The 16,318-nt window shown below is 58.1% G+C and carries 14 protein-coding genes; 4 read left to right on the top strand and 10 right to left on the bottom strand.

The genetic code is table 11. The features are described 5' to 3' along the window. Positions 1-4: 4 nt before the first annotated feature. The 4 genes from QEZ52_RS08125 to QEZ52_RS08110 all read right to left on the bottom strand — a co-directional run bounded on the left by QEZ52_RS08125 (position 5) and on the right by QEZ52_RS08110 (position 4,450). Positions 5-922 carry an extensin family protein gene (locus QEZ52_RS08125; RefSeq protein WP_406649291.1) on the bottom strand — a complete coding sequence of 306 codons (918 nt, stop codon included), beginning with the start codon at positions 920-922 and terminating at the stop codon, positions 5-7. Continuing rightward, positions 919-1,842, bottom strand: a complete 924-nt coding sequence (locus QEZ52_RS08120) for a prephenate/arogenate dehydrogenase family protein (RefSeq protein ID WP_406649289.1) — start codon at positions 1,840-1,842, stop codon at positions 919-921. The genes QEZ52_RS08125 and QEZ52_RS08120 overlap by 4 nt, the downstream gene beginning before the upstream one ends. Beyond that, a complete protein-coding gene (gene hisC, locus QEZ52_RS08115) occupies positions 1,839-2,927 on the bottom strand; it encodes a histidinol-phosphate transaminase (protein ID WP_406649284.1) in 1,089 nt (362 codons plus the stop codon). Before hisC ends, QEZ52_RS08120 begins: the two co-directional genes overlap by 4 nt. Positions 2,928-3,025: 98 nt before the next feature. After that, complete coding sequence (locus QEZ52_RS08110) at positions 3,026-4,450, bottom strand: aminotransferase class V-fold PLP-dependent enzyme (protein ID WP_406649279.1); 1,425 nt, start codon at positions 4,448-4,450, stop codon at positions 3,026-3,028. Positions 4,451-4,552: 102 nt separating this feature from the next. On the opposite strand from QEZ52_RS08110, the gene QEZ52_RS08105 reads away from it, so the two are divergent. Further along, complete coding sequence (locus QEZ52_RS08105) at positions 4,553-5,014, top strand: Lrp/AsnC family transcriptional regulator (protein WP_406649276.1); 462 nt, start codon at positions 4,553-4,555, stop codon at positions 5,012-5,014. Between the two features lie 109 nt (positions 5,015-5,123). Here the strand turns inward: QEZ52_RS08105 and QEZ52_RS08100 are convergent, their stop codons facing one another. From QEZ52_RS08100 to QEZ52_RS08090, 3 genes are all read right to left on the bottom strand, one after another. Further along, a complete protein-coding gene (locus QEZ52_RS08100) occupies positions 5,124-5,696 on the bottom strand; it encodes a PA14 domain-containing protein (protein ID WP_406649273.1) in 573 nt (190 codons plus the stop codon). 188 nt (positions 5,697-5,884) lie between these two features. Next, a complete protein-coding gene (gene rpsD, locus QEZ52_RS08095) occupies positions 5,885-6,505 on the bottom strand; it encodes a 30S ribosomal protein S4 (RefSeq protein ID WP_406649270.1) in 621 nt (206 codons plus the stop codon). Between the two features lie 308 nt (positions 6,506-6,813). Beyond that, positions 6,814-7,875 carry a Hint domain-containing protein gene (locus QEZ52_RS08090; protein ID WP_406649265.1) on the bottom strand — a complete coding sequence of 354 codons (1,062 nt, stop codon included), beginning with the start codon at positions 7,873-7,875 and terminating at the stop codon, positions 6,814-6,816. Between the two features lie 386 nt (positions 7,876-8,261). On the opposite strand from QEZ52_RS08090, the gene QEZ52_RS08085 reads away from it, so the two are divergent. Genes QEZ52_RS08085 through QEZ52_RS08075 form a run of 3 tightly spaced genes read left to right on the top strand, consistent with a single transcriptional unit; the run spans position 8,262 to position 10,363 of the window. Further along, positions 8,262-8,726, top strand: coding sequence for a nuclear transport factor 2 family protein (locus tag QEZ52_RS08085; protein ID WP_406649262.1), 465 nt, complete (start codon positions 8,262-8,264; stop codon positions 8,724-8,726). 15 nt (positions 8,727-8,741) lie between these two features. Further along, positions 8,742-9,365 (top strand): pyridoxamine 5'-phosphate oxidase family protein, encoded by a 624-nt coding sequence (locus QEZ52_RS08080; RefSeq protein ID WP_406649260.1) that lies wholly within the window; start codon positions 8,742-8,744, stop codon positions 9,363-9,365. Between the two features lie 32 nt (positions 9,366-9,397). Further along, positions 9,398-10,363: an alpha/beta fold hydrolase gene (locus QEZ52_RS08075; protein ID WP_406649258.1), complete on the top strand. Its 966-nt coding sequence runs from the start codon at positions 9,398-9,400 to the stop codon at positions 10,361-10,363. A gap of 231 nt (positions 10,364-10,594) precedes the next feature. Here the strand turns inward: QEZ52_RS08075 and QEZ52_RS08070 are convergent, their stop codons facing one another. The 3 genes from QEZ52_RS08070 to QEZ52_RS08060 all read right to left on the bottom strand — a co-directional run bounded on the left by QEZ52_RS08070 (position 10,595) and on the right by QEZ52_RS08060 (position 16,028). Next, positions 10,595-11,926, bottom strand: a complete 1,332-nt coding sequence (locus QEZ52_RS08070) for an MmgE/PrpD family protein (protein WP_406649257.1) — start codon at positions 11,924-11,926, stop codon at positions 10,595-10,597. A gap of 146 nt (positions 11,927-12,072) precedes the next feature. Continuing rightward, complete coding sequence (locus QEZ52_RS08065; protein WP_406649256.1) at positions 12,073-13,515, bottom strand: coniferyl aldehyde dehydrogenase; 1,443 nt, start codon at positions 13,513-13,515, stop codon at positions 12,073-12,075. Positions 13,516-13,739: 224 nt separating this feature from the next. After that, a complete protein-coding gene (locus tag QEZ52_RS08060) occupies positions 13,740-16,028 on the bottom strand; it encodes a mechanosensitive ion channel family protein (protein ID WP_406649255.1) in 2,289 nt (762 codons plus the stop codon). Between the last annotated feature and the right edge of the window lie 290 nt (positions 16,029-16,318).

The raw sequence follows: 16,318 nt of genomic DNA, 5'->3' as shown, positions 1-16,318 counted from the left end.
TGATCTATCGGCAGTAAGGTCCACCGCGATGACGGGCCGTATCCAGATGAAAATGATCCTGATGGTATCGGTCGGCCTTGGGGCCCAGAACCGTGCCAAAAGGGCCGCAGGCCCGATCATGGATCTTGCTGAGCATCCGCCGGGTCGTGCCTTCGTGCCACCCTTTGAGAACGGTGATGACCTCGCCGTCTTTCATGGTAAAGGCCGAGATGTCGATGGCCTTGCCCTTGCCATGCTCTGAAATCTTGCCACCGGGTTGGTTGTTGCGGGTGCGGCAGGAATAATGCGCGGCAACACGCATCGACACCACAGGTCCGCGCCGTTTGAACGTCGGCTTGACCGCATTGTCGACCCAGGTTTTGACCGCTGCGGCGGTTTCGCAATCCATGATCGCCCCTTGGCTGAGCGCAACCCCGGACACAGATGTTACCCGAACCGCGTCCTTGACCCCGCACCCGTTCAGCTTACCGGGAACCCGTCCGACCACTTCGCCCTTGATGTCAGGGTCCTTGCAGACGGATCCCTTCATCTTGCGCTTGCGCGTGAACAACCCGGCCTGCTCTACAGCCTCCGGGCGTAAATTGGGACGCGGCGACTGGCTAAGCCCGCTGCGCGGGTCTGCAATCAATGGTGTCGCTGCGGGTGTCCCGGCTGCGTGGCGGCTCACAACGGCCACGTCATCCGACACTGGGGCCGCAGCTACAGATGCTGCCAAAACCGGGTCCCGATCGCCGGGTCGCACCACCGGTCGGATCGGAACAGCCGCCGGTGCAAGCGGCGATCCACCGCTGGTGAAGATGGTCAGGACCGGACCATCCCCGCGGTCCTGAGGGCGCAGAGACGTTTCCGGTGCTGCCGCGGCCAAAGGCAGCGCCGCCAGAGCGACCGCAAGGGACACGGCGTATGCCCCGACGCGCGTCATGGTTTGGCGCGCTCCCGGCCAAAGTTCGGAGCGTCGGTGTCCTGGCCCGCCTCGATAATGCCACGTCGGATTGCCCGGGTGTGGGTGAAATAGTCGAACAGATGGTCGCCATCTCCGGTGCGGATCGCCCGCTGCAGGGCAAACAGTTCTTCGGTGAACCGCCCCAGGATCTCCAGAGTCGCGTCCTTGTTCGTCAGGAAAACATCGCGCCACATGGTCGGGTCCGAGGCCGCAATCCGGGTGAAATCCCGAAAACCGGCGGCAGAGTATTTGATCACTTCGCTGTCGGTCACCCGACGCAGGTCATCGGCAACCCCCACCATCGTATAGGCAATCAGGTGCGGCGCATGGCTGGTCACGGCCAGAACCAGGTCATGGTGGTCAGCTTCCATTTCTTCGACATTGGCCCCCATGCCTTCCCACAAGCCGCGCAACGCGGCGACGGCCTTGGGGTCAGAGTTTTCCACCGGCACCAGCAGACACCAACGATTGTCATACAACTCGGCAAAGCCTGCCTCGGGCCCGGAATGTTCGGTGCCTGCCAACGGGTGGGCCGGGACGAAATGCACGCCTTCTGGAATATGCGGCTGCACGGTTTCGATCACATGACGTTTGACCGACCCGACATCGGAAATCGTCGCGCCGGGTTTCAACACCGGAGCGATTTCTTTCATCACCGATTCCATGGCACCCACGGGAACACACAGGACCACCAGGTCGGAACCTTCCGCTGCCTCGGCGGCGCTGTCGCAGACACGATCGCACAATCCGATCCGACGCGCCGTATCGCGGGTTTCGGAACTGCGGGCGTAGCCCGTGACTTCGCCGACCAGCCCTGCCCGTTTGATCGCCCAAAACATCGACGACGCAATCAGGCCCAACCCGATCAAAGCCACACGGTCGTAAATCTGCTTGCTCATGCCCCTGCCCCATTCTTGAAATCCCGGACTGCCTGCGCCACACGGCGGCAGGAGTCTGTGTCTCCGACGGTGATCCGCAACGCGGTCGGCAGATTGTATCCGGCCACGCGGCGCACGATCAGCCCCTGAGATTGAAGATAGAGATCACAGGCTTCGGCTTCGGCCTGGCTGGAGAACCGGGCGAGAATGAAATTGGTACAAGAGGTATCCGATGCCACCCCGACTTCGGCCAATGCATCGGCCAGCCATGTCCGCCATTTGGCGTTTTCGGCCCGGCAGTGATCCACGTAATCGGTGTCGCGGACCGAGGCTTCGGCCCCGGCCAACGCGGTTGCAGACACATTAAATGGTCCCCGCACCCGATTCAGCACATCAATGAGCGCGCGCGGCCCATAGCCCCAGCCGATCCGCGCTCCGCCCAATCCGTAGATTTTCGAAAACGTCCGGGTCATCACCACGTTGTCGCGTGCGTTGATCACGGCCGCGCCGGCATCAAACCCTTCGACATATTCGGCATAGGCCCCGTCCAGCACCAACAGTGCTCCTTTGGGTAGACCATCGGCCAGACGGGCCACTTCGGCCTCGCTGATCATCGTGCCGGTCGGGTTGTTGGGATTGGCGATGAAAACCAGTTTGGTGCGCTCGGTGCACCCAGCCAAAAGCGCGGTCACATCCGTTACACGTTCATTCTCGCGCACTTCGACAGGCGTCGCACCGGCGGCCAACGCGCTGATGCGGTACATTGCGAACCCATGTTCGGTATACAGCACCTCGTCTCCGGGGCCGGCAAAACACTGGCACAGAAAAGCGATGATTTCGTCGCTGCCTGCGCCACAGATGATGCGGTCCGGGTCTAACCCGTGCACGTCGCCAATCGCCTGGCGCAGCGCCATATGATCAGAGCTGGGATAACGATGCATCTTGGCCGCCTCATCCTGCATCGCCGAAACGGCGCGCGGGCTGGGACCAATAGGGTTTTCGTTTGAGCTGAGCTTGACCACATTGGTCACGCCCGCCACATGCGCTGCCCCACCCTGATACAGGGCGATATCCATGATTCCGGGCTGCGGTACGATTTTCGTCATCTGTCTGGGCTCCTTCACGAAAGCCCTTCTAGGACGCAAATGCCACGGTGGGAACAGGTTTTACGCCAATGCGCTGCGTTTTGGCGCGGTACGCTGTGTCAGGCGGCCATCGCCGTGAACCGTGCAGTCGCCGGATCAACGGCGTATTGGGGAATGTAATCATGCACTTTGGCGGCCAAATCAGCGACGCTGTGCAAAATGAAGTCCACGGTTGAATCGTCCATCAGATACGAGAAATTCAGCCGCACCCACCCCGGCTTGCGCAGTTCCAGCCCCGCCAACAGATCTTGATGCAACGTCTGCGATTCCGCCTGATCAATCCCCAAAAGACGGTGCGCATATGGCCCCGCACAGGCACAACCGCCACGCGCCTGGATGCCATAGATATCGCTCAACATTCGGGTAAAGAGCTGTTGGTGCACCGGATTGCCGTCCAGGTCCTGGACCTGAAAGGAAAAAATCGGCAATCGCAGTGCGGTCCGGTGGCCCAGAACCTGAATCTGTGGATTGTCGCCCCATACCGCCCAGGCCCTGGCCGCGAACCTGTGTTCACGCTCGGCTATCGTGTCCTGCCCCACGGCCTCCTTGACCAAAAAGGCCAATGCAGCGCGGATGTCACCGATCACATTCGGCGTACCCGCCTCTTCACGCGTGGCCAGATCGTCGGAATACGCATGATCCCAGGGCGAGACAAAGCTGACAGTGCCACCTCCGGGCCAACTGGGCGAGGTGCGCCGCACGATATTGCGGTTCACCACCAAAACTCCCGAAGCCCCCGGCCCACCGGGGAATTTATGCGGCGACACCACAATGGCATCCTTTGGTTCGGCCCCATTGCCGCCCATGTCCATTGGCAGATACGGCCCGCCTCCGGCATAGTCCCAGACTGCCAGCGCGCCGTGATCATGCAACAATCGCGTCACCGGATCCGGATCAGTGATGATCCCGGTCACATTTGAAGCCGCTGAAAAGCTGCCAATTTTGAGGTCGCTGTGCGCGTGAGTCTTCAACGCCTGTTCCAGCGCGTCCAAGTCCACTCCGCCATCCTGCGCCTCAGGGATTTCGATCACCTGCGCCCCACTTTCGCGCCATGGCAGAATGTTGGAGTGATGTTCGTACGGGCCCAGAAACACCACCGGCTGGTCAGCCTTATCGATCCCCATCAAACTGACCAGCCGGTTCAAGCCCGCCGTGGCACCAGACCCGGCAAAAATCACCGCGTCCTCCTCCTGTGCGCCAACAAGGCGGGCGATCTCGGTCCGCGCCGACCGGCGCAACCGAGTGATGTAAGAGCCGCAAAACGACGCTTCGGTGTGACTGTTGGCATAGAACGGCAAAATCTGCTCCATGACGAATTCTTCAACCGGACGCATGGCGCGTCCAGATGCCACGTAATCGGCATAGACCATAGGCACATTCCCGTTCAGGCCGGGAATCATGCTACCTTCGCCAATAACACTGTGGCGCAGCTGATCCTTGGCAACCATGGTTTGGAGGCGGGTTTTAAAAGCATTCAAAGGCATAGCAGGTCTCCGATTTGATGACCCAAATCTGACACCTTGTTTGTGCAATTTTTTAATCTATTTTTGGTGTTTTTCGCTCAGTTTTGTGTCATACGATCTGGTATGGGCGAATTTCCAGATCATATTGACCGATCCCTTCTGCGCGAATTGCAGCGGGATTCTTCTTTGTCCCAACGCGACCTGGCGGATCGTGTCGGCCTGTCTCAGAATGCCTGTTGGCGCCGACTCAAGGCGTTGAACGAATCTGGCGTGTTGCAGGGTTCGGGAGCACGGGTTGATCGTCAGGCATTGGGATTGGATCTGGTGGTTTTTGTGATGTTGCGCACCCGGCACCATTCGACAGAATGGCTGCAACAGTTCCGCCGTCATGTCCTGACAATTCCCGAGGTCATCGATTTCCATCGGATCGGTGGGGATTATGACTATTTGCTCAAAGTGGTCACCCAGGACATGGCCAGCTATGACAGCGTGTATCAGCGGCTGATCGAAGCCGTCGAGCTGGACAGCGTGACCTCGTATTTCGCCATGGAAGCTATCGCCGAAGCCCGCCCCCTACCCGTTTGAAGACAATGCGTCGCCCAGGGTTTGCCCATCTGCTGCACACGAACCCCAAAGAGAAACGGAAAACGCCCCCAAAATTGGGGGCGTCGTAGATTAAGAGTGCAGATTGGGATTAATGGCCGAACGCCTTGTTGGGCATCCAGGTTATCCGCTTGCCTGCCGGTGCGGACCGCATATGCAGGCATGACGTCCCAAGACGTTGGAAATAAACAATATCTAGCGGATACCAACCGGCCACAGGGACTTCGACTTCGGACCCATAGGTGGGTTCACACGGCTGACGGCCGTCAAATCGGCTGACCAGTTGACCACCAATTTTGGCCCTCAGGCCGTCATTGCTGAGAAAATCGATATTATAAACGCCAGGGGCATCGAATTTGACATAGCCTTTGATCTTGGCCACGACATGCAAGGCCCGCTTGGATGTCAGCGTCTTGTCGCCTTCATTGGTATCGCGATAGTCCAATCCTTTGAGTGGACGTCCCGCCTGCGCTCCTTTTCTGAGCGCAGCATCCGCATCATTCAGGGACTTCACTTCGTCTGGGTAAGCATAGACGACGGACAAACCCGACCGTAATCCCGATGGCTGCGGGTTGGCAGGTTTCAGTTTTAACGGCGCTGCGGCCACAAGGGTCGCACAGCAAAAGGCAACAACGGCCAGCGTCCCGGTTAATAACGGTTTCATCCAATTCTCCCATTTGTGCCCGGCCTGGTGTTCAGATCTTGATCGAGGGCCTTGGTTGCAGGGTCAGTTTAACCAGCTGAGACGCGGAGGAAACTGTTTTTTGGATCTGTCGGTCAACAGAGGCCAGATGCAAAAAAGGCCACGCAAACTGCGCGGCCTTTCTAAATTCGTGTTGGTTTCGGCGAAGATTAGTTCTTCGCGTAGAATTCAACAACCAGGTTCGGCTCCATCACAACCGGGTAAGGCACATCGCTCAGGCCCGGTGCGCGCACGAATGTGGCGGTCATTTTGGAGTGATCAACGTCCAGGTAATCCGGAACGTCACGCTCGGCCAGGGCAGCAGCTTCCAGAACGGAGGCCAGTTGCTTGGACTTGTCGCGAACCTCGATCACGTCGCCTTCCTTGACACGGTAGGACGGGATGTTGACGCGCTTGCCGTTCACTTTGACGTGACCATGGTTCACGAACTGACGGGCTGCAAAAACGGTTGGAACGAATTTGGCGCGATAGACGACGGCGTCCAGACGACGTTCCAGCAGACCGATCAGGTTTTCACCTGTATCACCTTTGACACGCTCTGCGTCGCCATAGATGCGACGGAACTGTTTTTCGGTCAGGTCGCCGTAGTAGCCTTTCAGCTTCTGCTTGGCGCGCAGCTGAATACCAAAGTCGGACAGTTTACCCTTGCGGCGCTGGCCGTGCTGGCCGGGGCCGTATTCGCGGCGGTTCACCGGGGATTTCGGACGGCCCCAGATGTTTTCGCCCATACGGCGGTCAATTTTGTACTTGGCAGACGTGCGTTTGGTCACGGCTGATCTCCTTCGTTAAAGTCGCGGCCCGGTTTGGGCTGCTATGAAGGGCGTTGTCCTCTTGCCTTGCGACATGACAGGGATCTCCTTGCGGAGGCCACCAACACCAATGAAGCCGCGCTTATAAGCGGCACGGCAGCAATGTCAACGCCAATTCGCACAGTTCCAACAGTCTCGCCGGATTCCGACCCTATAGAGGTTTCACCAAGTGATGTGTCAATCCATCAGAAGCCGGGCCATCAGAAGCCAAGAGAAATCAGCGACGCACCCAGGGCGCTATGAAAACGCTCTGGCACCGCGCGCCCTGCTCAGGCTGCTTCGTGCAGGAACAATGCGGCCTCCGAAGCCGTCAAATTGCGCCGCGCAAAAGTCCCATAAGTATGGGGATCACGTTCGAGCCCTGGCATCAACCCAAACAGACGGGTTCGGTCCATATCATCCAGGCCAGACATCGCCGCATTGGCAGGATGGAAGCTTTCGGTTTCAACGCCATTGGCCCACAGGATCTGGTGGTCTTCGAGAAGCAGGTGAATATAGGTCACTTCGCGCACGGACGTATCCGTCACAATCGTGGATCCATTCACCAATTCTCGCGCCGCCACCAACACTTCGGGCGTATTGAACAACGCCAGCGCTGCATCACCGCGAACCAGCATGCGATGTTCAGGCGATACCAACAGCTCCTCTTCCGGTCGCCCAATCCCCAATGCACCCATTTTAATCCGTACCGGCCGTAGTTTCGGCATTACGAACAGGCGCGCGCCAGTCATACGCCGCGCTCCGATCCACTGGACTTCCTTTGGACCATTGTCCCGGGTCTGGACTTTGTCTCCTTCGCGCAGGTCCTGCACGAGGCAAGGTCCATCCGGGGTCATGATCCGGGTTCCAGGGGTAAAACAGATGACACCACCCTGGCGCGCCTCGGCGCGCCGGGTCATTCCTCCCAAAGAATGATGGACAACCCACAGATCCACATTCGCGGGTGGAATATCATCAACAAACATCAAAAGCGGGGTCTGTCCCGGCCCCACTTCGATGACTGTAATTGTGAAGCTTTGGGCGCCATTGGTCACCACAAAGCTGCTGTCGAGAATGGGATCCTCGACTTCAATCGCCTCTACATCTGTACGATTCTGGACCGCAGCCCCAACAAGACGACGCACTTTTCGTGCCGCGCGCCTGCGAAGCTCATCCTCTCCGTTTGCACCATCCAGCCGCAACAAACCCGTCGGGCCATCAACGCGGACTACGTCCCCACGCCACGACCACGCCGCCCCCACTTCGAGAGCCTCAATTGGAGCGGCATTCAAGCCGTCCACATCCGTTTGCGACCAGGAAATGACAAACGTGCCACGAAAGCCCGTTTTCATCTGCCTATACGCCTGCCTCTGTCTTTTTTTATTACCTGGGACGTTAACAGAGCCGATTCGTCAGGGAAAGGCTTTTGTTATCATCAATTTGAAGCGTGTTCCTAACACCTCAGTTTGCCATCGCCCCCTTGCATCACATGACCGCACCATGATGTTTCCGCCCCCCCAACTTTGACGTTTCGGACATTTATATGAACAGATCGGTGCACTAATAGAGAAGTTTGAAAATAGCTTACCTCATTCAAAGACTTGAAATCATTGGACTCTCCAAAAGCATCATCTTTTGAAATCCTTTCCATCACAATTTTACCCGTTGAACTGTGAGAAATACGGTCCATATTACCCGTAACGATACAGATCGGTACACCTTATGAATTGGATTACTCATGACCCGACCACCCCTGCCTCCCTTCACGTTCGAAACCGCCATTCAAAAAGTCCGTGCCGCCGAGGATGCCTGGAATTCTCGAACGCCTGAGATCGTAACCCCCGCCTATTCACCCGATAGCCAATGGCGCAATCGCGCGGACTTCCTGCAAGGTCACAGCGAAATATCCGCTTTTCTCACCCGAAAGTGGCAGCGCGAACACGAATACCGCCTGATCAAAGGGCTCTGGACCGTGGCCGGGAACCGGATTGCTGTACGTTTTGCCTATGAATGGCATGACGCGGACGTTCGGTGGTTCCGCTCCTACGGGAATGAAAACTGGGAATTTGCGTCCGACGGGCGGATGCAGCGACGTATCGCCAGCATCAATGACCTGCCCATCTCCGAGTCGGATCGCCTGTTTCACTGGCCGTTGGGGCCGCGCCCATCGGATCACCCCGGTCTTGACGCGTTAAATCTGTAAAGAAAGGACACCCCCATGCCCCGCGCATTTGCTGAGATCGCTTTTACCCCGTCTGTGCAGGCCGAACAGGCCCGAATGGGCAGCGCTGCTGGATATGCCAAATTCCTGTCGCCCGAGCGCAATGGCGGCGATGCCTTGGGCCCCGATGAGGCCCAGTTCATCCATATGCGCGACGGGTTCTATCAGGCAACCGTGTCGGAAACCGGCTGGCCCTATGTCCAGTTTCGGGGCGGGCCCCGCGGGTTCTTGCGGGTGCTGGACGCGCGCACCATCGGCTATGCCGACCTGCGCGGAAACCGCCAATACATCAGCCTTGGCAATCTGACAGACAATGCCCGGGTATCGCTGATCCTGATGGATTACCCCAATCAGGCCCGGCTCAAGCTCTGGGGTACCGTTCGCACGGTAGAGGCCGCGCAAGACCCGGATCTGATTGCCCGCCTGATGCCCGACGGACAGGACATGACGGCGGAACGGGCCGTGCTGATCGACATTGCCGCCTTTGACTGGAACTGCCCCCGCAATATTCCCCAGCGCCTCACACTCGAAGAGCTGGATCCGTTTCTGGAACCTCTACGGGAACGCATATCGCGACTGGAAACGGAAAATGCGGCGCTCAAGGCATCGACATCTTTGTAAAACCCTCCCCCTCCCTCATGAAAGGTAATCACATGCCCCCCAAGACACTCCAAACGTTACGTGCCGCCCTGCTGGGCAGCGCAATTCTGCTCGCAGCAGCGCTTTCCTCGGCGGTGGATGCTGGACAAGCGCCCCAAACCAAAGCCACATTCAAAACCCAACAGATTGACGGGTTGACCATCGCCTATCGCGAAGCCGGAGATCCGGCCAAACCAACCGTTCTGCTTCTGCACGGGTTTCCCACGTCCTCGCATATGTTCCGCAACCTGATCCCTGAATTGGCCGAACGTTATCACGTGATCGCGCCGGATTACCCCGGCTTTGGCGCGTCGGACATGCCGGATGCAGCCACGTACGATTATGGCTTTGAAAACACCGCCCGCATCGTCACTGAATTGCTGGATGCCAAAGGCGTCGATCACTATGCGGTCTATCTGATGGATTACGGTGCGCCGGTTGGATATCGAATGTTCGCCAACAACCCCGAACGGGTCAGCGGGTTCATCATTCAGAACGGCAATGCCTATGACGAAGGGCTGCGTGAATTCTGGGATCCGATCAAAACCTATTGGTCCAATCCCAGCGCGGAGAACGGCGACACCTTGCGGGCATTTCTGACCATGGATGCCACAAAATGGCAGTTCACCCACGGGACCCAAAACCCAACAGCGATCAGCCCAGACAATTTCTGGCACGTTCAGTATCTGCTGGATCGCCCCGGCAATCAGGAAGTTCAGCTCGAGATGTTTCTGGATTATGGCACCAATGTTGCCGAATACCCGAAATGGCAGGCCTTGTTCCGGGAACATCAGCCGCCGACGCTGTTGATGTGGGGCAAGAACGACGTGATCTTTCCCGCTGATGGGGCATATCCGTACCAACGCGATCTGAAAGACGTGGAATTCCACCTGCTGGACACCGGACATTTCGCGCTCGAAGAATTCGGCGAGGAAATCGCATCGGAAATGATTGATTTTCTGGATCGCACGATGCGCTAGGCCAAACTGGGAGACAGACCAAAACGCCGCTCCATTGGGGCGGCGTTGATCGTTTGCGCGGCCAGGGCGTCGAATTCACCAGACTTGATCTCTGACTTCGCCTCCATTGGTCGTGTCGTGCCTGACAACACCAACCTGACAAGTCACGCCCAGTTTCACCCCGCCAGGTCCCCCTCTATCGCTCTGGAGTCAAGCCATTTCCCCGGCTGCTCTGCCCGATTTTGCGTTGTGTCATGATGCCTGCGGATGCAAACAGGCGATGAGATCCCTCAGCGACGGCGCAGGCGCACCCCCGGACAGGATGCTGGCAATCTGTTGGCGGGCCTCAGTCGATAGCCGCGCGGTGCCGTAGTGGTCCAGTTTGGCCACAAGCTCGGCATCTGCCAACGGTGCATCAAAATTGCCCCGCGCCACGGCGGCCTCAGACACCAATCGACGCCCGTCCCGCATGGACAGGGTCACATCGGCAAACCGTTCGTCAGGAAAGGCCGCGTTGTAGTCATCGGATTCCGCAAAGCAGACCTGATCGACAAGCTTCCAGATCTCGGGCTGGTCATAGCAGCCCGGCAAAAGATGGTCCGGCAGGATCGTCGCGTGCCGCAGGGCCAATGCCACCGCCAGTGGCAGGCTGTATTGCGCCGTATCCCCATCCGCAGGGCGACGGGACGCCAGACGGGTTGCTTCGTGAAAGGTGGTCACTAGAATCTCTGTCACGTCTTCAAACGCGACCTCATGGTCCTGCATCAGGGTCAAAACGGCTTCGACCGGGGGCTGGCCCCATCGGCAAATCGGGTAGGCTTTGAAATTGCTTTCGAGGATCCGCCAGCGGTGCCCCAGATCGGCCCAGATTTCGGCCACCTCTGGTGCCTCGCAGGTGATGGCCGGTGCGCCCGTGAACCCGTCTTCGGCCAGATCGGCGGCCGACACCCCGGTCAATGCGCCCCAGGCGCTGCTGTCCTTGACCATGGATGGATGATCAATACAGCGCATCATCTGGGCCCGCGGACCATAGTATTCCGCAATGCCCAGTGCATGCCGGGTCCCGTCGTGGCCCAGTCCCCGCAACCGCGCAGCGATGGCCGCACAGCCCAGCGCGTTCCACGCCCCGGACGAATGGTAGTCCGGCACCGTGGCGTGCAACGAGAGCGCAGATCGGATAGCAATTTCGTGCCCCACCACCAGATGTGTCAAAAGATCATCCAAGTCCCCAGCCGGATCTGCCCCAAGTTCGGCCAGAACCGTCGGAACCAACGCGACGCTGGCGTGCCCCTTGCAGGATTGATGCCCATCATGCCCGTCGATGGCATCAATGGTCGCCGCCCCCGCAAAGGCAAAGCCGACGGGATTGACCAAACGCCCGTCAAACGGCATCGCCAACGCGCCGCCATAGCGGCGCACTGCGTGGTCGCGGGCAATCCGACTGGTGTCGGTCTCCATCCCTGCGACCCAGATCGCAATCGTATCCACCAGACAGCGGCGCGCCATATGCAGCACGGCAGGCGGCAGATCGGTTGATTTCAGGCCGTGAATGAACTCTGCCGCTTTCAGCTGTGTTCCAGCCATCTGTGATTCCTCTCTCGTGTTTGGATCACAAAACCACCCACCCAATGGGTCGCCTGCCCGCCTGTGATTTCACTCCCTGTGATTTCACTCTGGGCATTCATGCCAAGCTTTACGGTTTGCGACAAACACAAGGACCGTACCGACAGTCAGCGTTTGACAAGAGTTTTCAGATACGCCCGAAACGCACGCCCATAGGGGGGGCGCAGAAACCTGAGCAGATCGGGCTGCATCTGGCGGAACACGGCCTTTTGGTGACTGAATTCGCGAAATCCGTCCGTACCATGATAGCGTCCCATCCCTGATGGACCCACTCCGCCAAACGGAAGATTGTCCTGGCTGATATGCATGATTGTGTCATTCACCGTCACCCCACCCGACACGGTCTGGGACAGGACGTCGTATTCTTCGCGACGCGAACGGCCAAAGAAATACAAGGCAAGCGGACGGGGATGCGCATTCACATATTGGATTGCCGCGGCAGTATCTGGACAATCGCGCACAGGCAAAAGCGGTCCGAATATCTCCTGTTGCATGACCGCCATATCATCGGTCGCTCCCAGGATCAGGGTTGGCGGCAATTTGTGATGAGGTTGCTGTGCAAAATCTTCGCTCTTGGGGTTCAGTTCGATAATGTTCGCCCCCTTGTCGCGGGCGTCACGCAAATAATCCTGCATTCGGTCATAATGCGCCTGGTTCAGGATCGAGGTATAGTCGGGGTTGTCCCTGAGCCCACCGGGGAACATCTGGTCGACGGCCTTTTCTGCTGCCGCTGCAAATTTCGCCTGTTGGTCCTTGGAAAGCAGCACGTAATCGGGGGCAATGCAGATCTGGCCCGCATTGAATATCTTGCCGTGCATGATGCGGGTTGCCGCCATTTGCAGATCGGCCGAAGCGCCAATGATCACCGGGGATTTCCCGCCCAGTTCCAGCGTCACGGGAACCAGGTTTTCAGCAGCCGCGCGCATGACATGGCGCCCGACAGCGGTCGACCCGGTAAACACGAGATGATCCAACGCCAACGCAGAAAACGCCGCCCCCGTCGCCACGTCCCCGGTGATGACACTGACCTCTTGCGGGGCAAATGACTGAGCAATCAGTCGGGCGGTCAGCGCCGAGGTTGCGGGGGTAAACTCTGACGGTTTCATCAACACGCGATTGCCTGCCGCCAAAGCTCCGGCGAGCGGAACAAACATCAGATTCAGTGGAAAATTCCACGGGGCCATGATCCCCACAACACCCTTGGGCTGGTATTCGATCCGGCCACTTGCTCCGGTCAACCCCAGTGGAAACTCCAACGCCCGGCGACTGGGCCGCATCCAGGATTTCACGTGTTTGCGTGCATGTCGCAGCGCATTGATTGACGTGGCCACATCGGCAAAGGCGGTGAAATCGGGAGACCGATGGCCAAAATCCGCGCTCAGGGCCTGCTGGTAGTCGGATTTATGGGTGACCAGAAGGTCGATTGCCCGGCTCAACCGATCCATTCTCAGGCGCGCAGAGGGCGTGCCTTCGTGGTTCTGCGCCGCCCTTTGCGCGTCCAGCAACGCTACACCGGCAAAGACAGCGGAATGTGGGTCGTTTTGGGTCATGAACATATCCCTGTGATCGCGGACATAGGCTGTGCAACACACCCACTCAGGCCGGTTGCCAACCCTTGCATGCAACCTAGGCGGTTCACCGGCCAGGAACCAGAAAACCGTTGCGGCACCTTGAACAGTAGAAACGCAAATGCCCCGGGCCAGACCAGCCCGGGGCATTTGACGATTGTTACGAAGGCCGGCGTCAATGGCGGCCGCGCGTCCGGATCAAAAGATCAGCGATCATCCTTTGGTGCAGCCGAGCCTGCGCCCTGATCGGCGGGTTCCGCCGCCTCGGCCACAGCAGCAGACAACGTTTTCTTCTGTTCTTCGGTCAATGGATGCTGGTCGTGCCCTTCGGGCATATTCACCCGAACTTCCTTGCGGGCAAATTCGATCCCGTTCTCTTCGAACGCTTTTTGAACCTTGTTGTAGATGTCCTTGCGCATCATGAATTGGGTGCCCGGTTTTGCGGTAAACTTACCGCGCAGCACAATACCCACGTCATTCACATCCGCGACCCCCTGGGATTTGAACGGTGCCAGCATGTTTTCTGCATGGGCCGGATCCGCCATCAATTCCTGACCGATCTTCTTGAACAGCTTGCGCACTTTCTCAAGGTCGGTGTCAAACGGCACGGTAAACTTGAGCTTCATGATCACATAGTCACGGCTGTGGTTGGTCAGCTTGGCAATTTCGCCATAGGGTACGATATGCACCGGGCCGGTGGCATCGCGCAGACGCAATGACCGCACCGAGATGCTTTCGATCGCGCCCAATGTGCCGCCGACATCGACGAATTCGCCCAACCGGAACGCATCATCCAGCAGGAAGAACACGCCCGACACCACATCCTTGACCAGGGTCTGGGCCCCAAAACCAATGGCCAGCCCCAACACGCCCGCCCCAGCCAGCAACGGGGCAATATCAATCCCGAACTGCGAGATCGTCAGCAGGGCCGTGATGGTAATAATCGTCGCCTGAGCCGCCATATGGATCAGCGGCAAGACCGAAACCAGACGGCTTTTGCCTGCACCACCAGCTTCGGCATCTTCGCTGGTTTGTTCGGCTCCTCCGGTTTCTTCGGCCAGGCGGTTGTTCACCCAGAGGTTCAGAATCTCCCAGATGATATAACCGACGGCAACCACCAACAGCGCCTCGATGCCGTTCAGAGCCACCTTCTGACCCATGCTGCCTTCTTGCAGGTTCCCGACACCCAGTCCCCAAAGTTTACCGATCATCAAAACCAAAGACGTAATCAACAGCACCCGGCCGATACGAACATAGCTAAAGCGGATTTTCTGGCTTGCCTCGATCGCGACCTGGCTGGTGGAGTCCGGTTTGGGAACAAAGTGATTGACGAAGCCGCGCAGGACCGTGTCCAGAAACGGTGCAGCAACCACCAGAACCAACCCCGATACGCTGGCCACCGGAGTGATCGAACGCACATCGTTTGCGATCAGGATCTGCATGGTCAACCAGTTGAGCGACACCAGGATCATGGTGACCTTGGGCCACCAGGCCGCCATCCGCGCCAACCCGGTTGTCTGGTTGTCATCATTGCCCAGCAGAATAGATGTCAACCCGGCCCGCGCACGCCAGGTCACATAGATGATCCAGGCATGAATGGCGAACCCGGCATAAAACCGCAGGCCATTTTTCCACTCCAGCGACGCATCCATCATCTGGCCGTTCACAAAAAATGCGGCCCCCCCAACGAACGCAATCCCGACAAAGCTGCGTGAAATGAACTGGGCTGTCCAATCATCTGTCGTGACCGTACGCAGGTCCGGCCGATGCGGTGCCAGCAGAAACCGGAAAATCGCCCGGGCGATCAGAGGGGTCAACAACAGCAGCGAAATCATCGACGCCGCCAATGTCGCGTCATTCGGCATGGTAAAAATAAGGCGCGCCACGGCAAGCGACGCAATCGCAAAGGCAATCAAACCGGCCCCATCCATAAAGAAGCGCAAGGTCAACGTTCTGACCTGATCGCCCAATTCATCCCCGATCTCATCATGAACATTCAGGTTGCGCCGCAGCTTGGAAACCACAAAGCTGGCCAACATGCTCGCGCCGAAACCGACCGCTACAGCCGCTGCCAGCTTGAGCGCAAACAAGCTGAGCCCGCCGATGCCCATAGTGGCAATAAACCCGCCAAAAGCCGCCAACAATGTCGCGATAAAGCTGGGTAGAATTCCAAAGCTGGCTTTGACATAGGAAACAAAATTCACGGCCGCGGTTTTCAAGGCCCCTATCAAAGTCGGCTGTTCCCCGTCCGCGACGGGAACCGCCGACGTTTCCTGGGACATGGCTGTCAGGAACTGGCTCAGGGCGTTGACCTGGTCCTGGTTCAGCGTCGATGACAGATCATCAACAGTCTGCTGCAACTGTGTCGTGTCCACGGCTTGTGCATTGGCGACAGGCGCCATCAGAAAAACCATGATCGCCGTCACTGCGACGCACATCAGCGACATCAACGTGTCTCTGGCTAAAGTTATTTCGGGTTTGAAACCGCGCGGCATGTTCTAACTCCAATGTCGCAGCGCGTCCTCTTCGCCAAGCCGTGGACAATTCTGGCCTGTCGAAAAATCGCGGTGCGCTCCTGTAAAATAGGCGAAGGTCATTAATCCCGAGGATAGTAGGATGTGGTTTTGCCCAACACAACCATACAGTTGGCTACGCTTTCACATCTCTGACCCGCTGTAACCCGCAGGTTTTGCGGCACCTGCAAACCCGCAACGGGCCTCCCGGAGCAACAGGTCTACGCCACAGAAGATGGGCGGCGCGATCCTGGGACACTTGTTCCGCCGAC

The sequence above is a fragment of the Aliisedimentitalea scapharcae genome (genome assembly GCF_045277565.1).
GTDB lineage: Bacteria > Pseudomonadota > Alphaproteobacteria > Rhodobacterales > Rhodobacteraceae > Aliisedimentitalea > Aliisedimentitalea scapharcae.
Note: the sequence above shows the minus strand (reverse complement) of the source record. Positions and strands in the feature narration are given on the sequence as shown.